This window comes from Streptomyces sp. NPDC059455, assembly GCF_042750115.1.
Lineage (GTDB): Bacteria > Actinomycetota > Actinomycetes > Streptomycetales > Streptomycetaceae > Streptomyces > Streptomyces endocoffeicus.
In genome coordinates this window covers 1-3,567 of record NZ_JBHYVB010000419.1, presented here as the reverse complement: position 1 = coordinate 3,567, position 3,567 = coordinate 1, and the positions used below count along the sequence as shown (strand labels likewise).

Here is a 3,567-nt window from a genome sequence, read left to right as displayed (position 1 = left end):
TCCCCCCGCGGGGGCCGCCCCCCAACGTCGACACAGCCCCGCGCCCCTTCGGGGCGCTGCCCGAACCGTAGCGGACTTTCTCCAACCTGCTCAGGACCCGCCCGGAGGCGCCGCACACCGCCGCGCGCGGCGGCTCCGGCTGAGGGCTCCACCCCGGACGCCGGGGGCGGCAGGCGGTAGCGTGGCGGGCCGTGAGCACCTTGATCTGGATCGCGGTCGCACTGGTCGTCATCGCCGTCTATCTGAGCTGGACCGCGGGACGCCTCGACCGGCTGCACAGCCGTCTGGACGCGGCACGGGCCGCGCTGGACGCGCAGCTGCTGCGGCGTGCCTCCGTCGCCCAGGAACTGGCCACCGCCGGAGTGCTCGACCCCGCCGCCTCGATCGTGCTGTACCAGGCGGCGCACGCCGCCCGGCAGTCCGAGGAGGAGCAGCGGGAGGTCGCCGAGAGCGAGCTGAGCCAGGCGCTGCGGGCGGTCTTCGAGGACAGTGCCCAGGCCGAGGCGGTACGGGAGGCGCCGGGCGGCGAGGACGCGCTGGGAGAGCTCACGGAGGCGGTAAGGCGGGTACCGATGGCCCGGCGGTTCCACAACGACGCGGTGCGCGCGGCGCGGGCGCTGCGCCGCCATCGGACGGTGCGCTGGTTCCGGCTGGCGGGCCACGCTCCGTTCCCGCTCGCCTTCGAGATGGACGACGAGCCACCGGCGGCGCTCGGGCGGGTGCCGGGCACCGAGGAAGCCGACCGCTGAGGGGCCCTGTGCCGAGGGGGTGACCGCCCTTCGCGTACTGAGGATTCACCGGTCGCTTCGAGCCACCGGCCTTTGATTGGCTCTTGCCGCTCCCCGCCCCGACGCGGTTTTGTCATTCGTGTAGCACACACGCTCGTGACCTGGACCAGATGGCCGGGTCATGTACCGGTATCGAACGGCCCTACGATGGGCTCATCGCACTTTTCATTATCGAGTGAGGTCAAACCGTGTCCATCACGCCCGCCAGCACGTCCAACTCCGACGCCCCCGCGACCGGCACCGCCCGCGTCAAGCGCGGTATGGCCGAGCAGCTCAAGGGTGGCGTGATCATGGACGTCGTCACCCCCGAGCAGGCCAAGGTCGCCGAGGACGCCGGAGCAGTCGCGGTCATGGCCCTCGAGCGGGTGCCGGCCGACATCCGTAAGGACGGCGGCGTGGCCCGGATGTCCGACCCGGACATGATCGAGGGCATCATCGACGCCGTCTCCATCCCGGTGATGGCCAAGTCGCGGATCGGCCACTTCGTCGAGGCGCAGGTGCTGCAGTCGCTCGGCGTCGACTACATCGACGAGTCCGAGGTGCTCACCCCGGCCGACGAGGTCAACCACAGCGACAAGTGGTCCTTCACCACCCCGTTCGTCTGCGGAGCCACCAACCTGGGCGAGGCGCTGCGCCGGATCGCCGAGGGTGCGGCCATGATCCGTTCCAAGGGCGAGGCCGGTACCGGCAACGTCGTCGAGGCCGTGCGCCACCTGCGTCAGATCAAGGGCGAGATCGCCCGGCTGCGCGGCCTGGACAACCATGAGCTCTACGCGGCCGCCAAGGAGATCCGCGCCCCGTACGAGCTGGTCGCCGAGATCGCGCAGACCGGCAAGCTGCCGGTCGTGCTGTTCTCCGCCGGTGGCGTCGCCACCCCGGCCGACGCCGCGCTGATGCGCCAGCTCGGCGCCGAGGGCGTCTTCGTGGGCTCCGGCATCTTCAAGTCGGGCGACCCGGCCAAGCGCGCCGCCGCGATCGTGAAGGCCACCACCTTCTACGACGACCCCAAGGTCATCGCGGAGGCGTCCCGGAACCTCGGCGAGGCCATGGTCGGCATCAACTGCGACACCCTCCCCGAGTCCGAGCGCTACGCCAGCCGCGGCTGGTAAGCGGCTGGTAACCGGCGCCCGTACGGCACCACATGGCACCACGCGCCCCGGCCCAGCGGCCCGGCGCGTGGTGCCCCTGACGTTCGAGAGGTCTTCGCTTCCGTGACCACGCCATCCACGTCGTCCGTACCGTCTCCGTCGGCCATGTCCCCCGACGCCCCGGTGATCGGTGTGCTCGCCCTCCAGGGCGATGTCCGTGAGCATCTCGCCGCGCTCACCGCGGCCGGGGCCGCCCCCCGGCAGGTCCGCAGGCCCGAGGAGCTCGCCGAGGTCGCGGCCCTGGTGATCCCCGGGGGCGAGTCGACCACCATGTCCAAGCTGGCGGTCATCTTCGGGCTGCTGGAGCCGCTGCGCGAGCGGGTCCGGGCCGGGATGCCGGTGTACGGTACGTGCGCGGGCATGATCATGCTCGCGGACAAGATCCTCGACGGCCGGGACGACCAGGAGACCATCGGCGGCATCGACATGATCGTGCGCCGTAACGCCTTCGGCCGCCAGAACGAGTCCTTCGAGGCCGAGGTCGACATCCAGGGCATCGAGGACGGCCCGGTCGAGGGGGTCTTCATCCGCGCGCCGTGGGTCGAGTCCGTGGGCGGCGGTGCCGAGGTGCTCGCGACGTTCGACGGGCACACCGTCGCCGTCCGGCAGGGCAATGTCCTGGCGACCTCGTTCCACCCCGAGCTGACCGGGGACCACCGGGTCCACCGGCTCTTCGTCGAGATGGTGCGGGGCGCGTAGCGCTCGGTCGAGAGTGGTGGCGGGAGACCTCGCCGGAGGCTGGGCCGATCCCGGTAGGATCTCAGACGTTCGTACAGCAATGGGTTACGCGAAGGAGACAGGCGGATGTCCGGCCACTCTAAATGGGCTACGACGAAGCACAAGAAGGCCGTGATCGATGCCAAGCGCGGCAAGCTCTTCGCGAAGCTGATCAAGAACGTCGAGGTCGCGGCCCGGATGGGCGGCGCCGACCCGGAGGGCAACCCGACGCTCTTCGACGCCATCCAGAAGGCGAAGAAGAGCTCGGTTCCGAACAAGAACATCGACAGCGCGGTCAAGCGTGGTGCCGGTCTCGAGGCCGGTGGCGCCGAGTACGAGACGATCATGTACGAGGGCTACGGCCCCAGCGGCGTGGCCGTCCTCATCGAGTGTCTGACCGACAACCGCAACCGCGCGGCCTCCGACGTCCGCGTCGCCATGACGCGCAACGGCGGCTCGATGGCCGACCCGGGCTCCGTGTCGTACCTGTTCAACCGTAAGGGCGTCGTCATCGTCCCCAAGGGCGAGCTCGCCGAGGACGACGTGCTGGGCGCGGTCCTGGACGCGGGCGCCGAGGAGGTCAACGACCTCGGTGAGTCCTTCGAGGTCATCAGCGAGGCCACCGACCTGGTCGCGGTCCGCACCGCCCTCCAGGAGGCGGGCATCGACTACGACTCGGCCGATGCCAACTTCGTGCCCACGATGCAGGTCCAGCTCGAGGAAGACGCCGCGCGCAAGATCTTCAAGCTGATCGACGCTCTCGAGGACAGCGACGACGTGCAGAACGTCTTCGCCAACTTCGACGTCTCCGACGAGGTCATGGCCAAGGTGGACGCCTGACGGCGGATCGGCACGGCGGGGGAGGCCGTCGGTGTAGGCCCGGGGGGGGGGGGGGGGGGGCCCCCCCCCGCCCG

4 protein-coding genes are annotated in these 3,567 nt (G+C 70.6%); all 4 read left to right on the top strand.

The window, feature by feature from the left end:
* The first annotated feature begins 191 nt into the window (after positions 1-191).
* The 4 genes from ACFXB5_RS53050 (at position 192) to ACFXB5_RS53035 (ending at position 3,493) form a co-directional block, all read left to right on the top strand.
* Positions 192-749 (top strand): hypothetical protein, encoded by a 558-nt coding sequence (locus tag ACFXB5_RS53050; RefSeq protein WP_385223163.1) that lies wholly within the window; start codon positions 192-194, stop codon positions 747-749.
* Positions 750-976: 227 nt separating this feature from the next.
* Positions 977-1,897, top strand: coding sequence for a pyridoxal 5'-phosphate synthase lyase subunit PdxS (pdxS, locus tag ACFXB5_RS53045; RefSeq protein WP_385223161.1), 921 nt, complete (start codon positions 977-979; stop codon positions 1,895-1,897).
* 144 nt (positions 1,898-2,041) lie between these two features.
* Positions 2,042-2,635 carry a pyridoxal 5'-phosphate synthase glutaminase subunit PdxT gene (pdxT, locus tag ACFXB5_RS53040; RefSeq protein WP_385223165.1) on the top strand — a complete coding sequence of 198 codons (594 nt, stop codon included), beginning with the start codon at positions 2,042-2,044 and terminating at the stop codon, positions 2,633-2,635.
* Between the two features lie 105 nt (positions 2,636-2,740).
* Positions 2,741-3,493, top strand: a complete 753-nt coding sequence (locus tag ACFXB5_RS53035; RefSeq protein WP_201854576.1) for a YebC/PmpR family DNA-binding transcriptional regulator — start codon at positions 2,741-2,743, stop codon at positions 3,491-3,493.
* Positions 3,494-3,567: the final 74 nt, after the last annotated feature.

Coding starts and splice junctions, on each gene's coding strand:
- pdxT (WP_385223165.1), top strand. CDS start 2,042: ATGTCCCCCGACGCCCCGGTGATCGGTGTGCTCGCCCTCCAGGGCGAT.
- ACFXB5_RS53035 (WP_201854576.1), top strand. CDS start 2,741: ATGTCCGGCCACTCTAAATGGGCTACGACGAAGCACAAGAAGGCCGTG.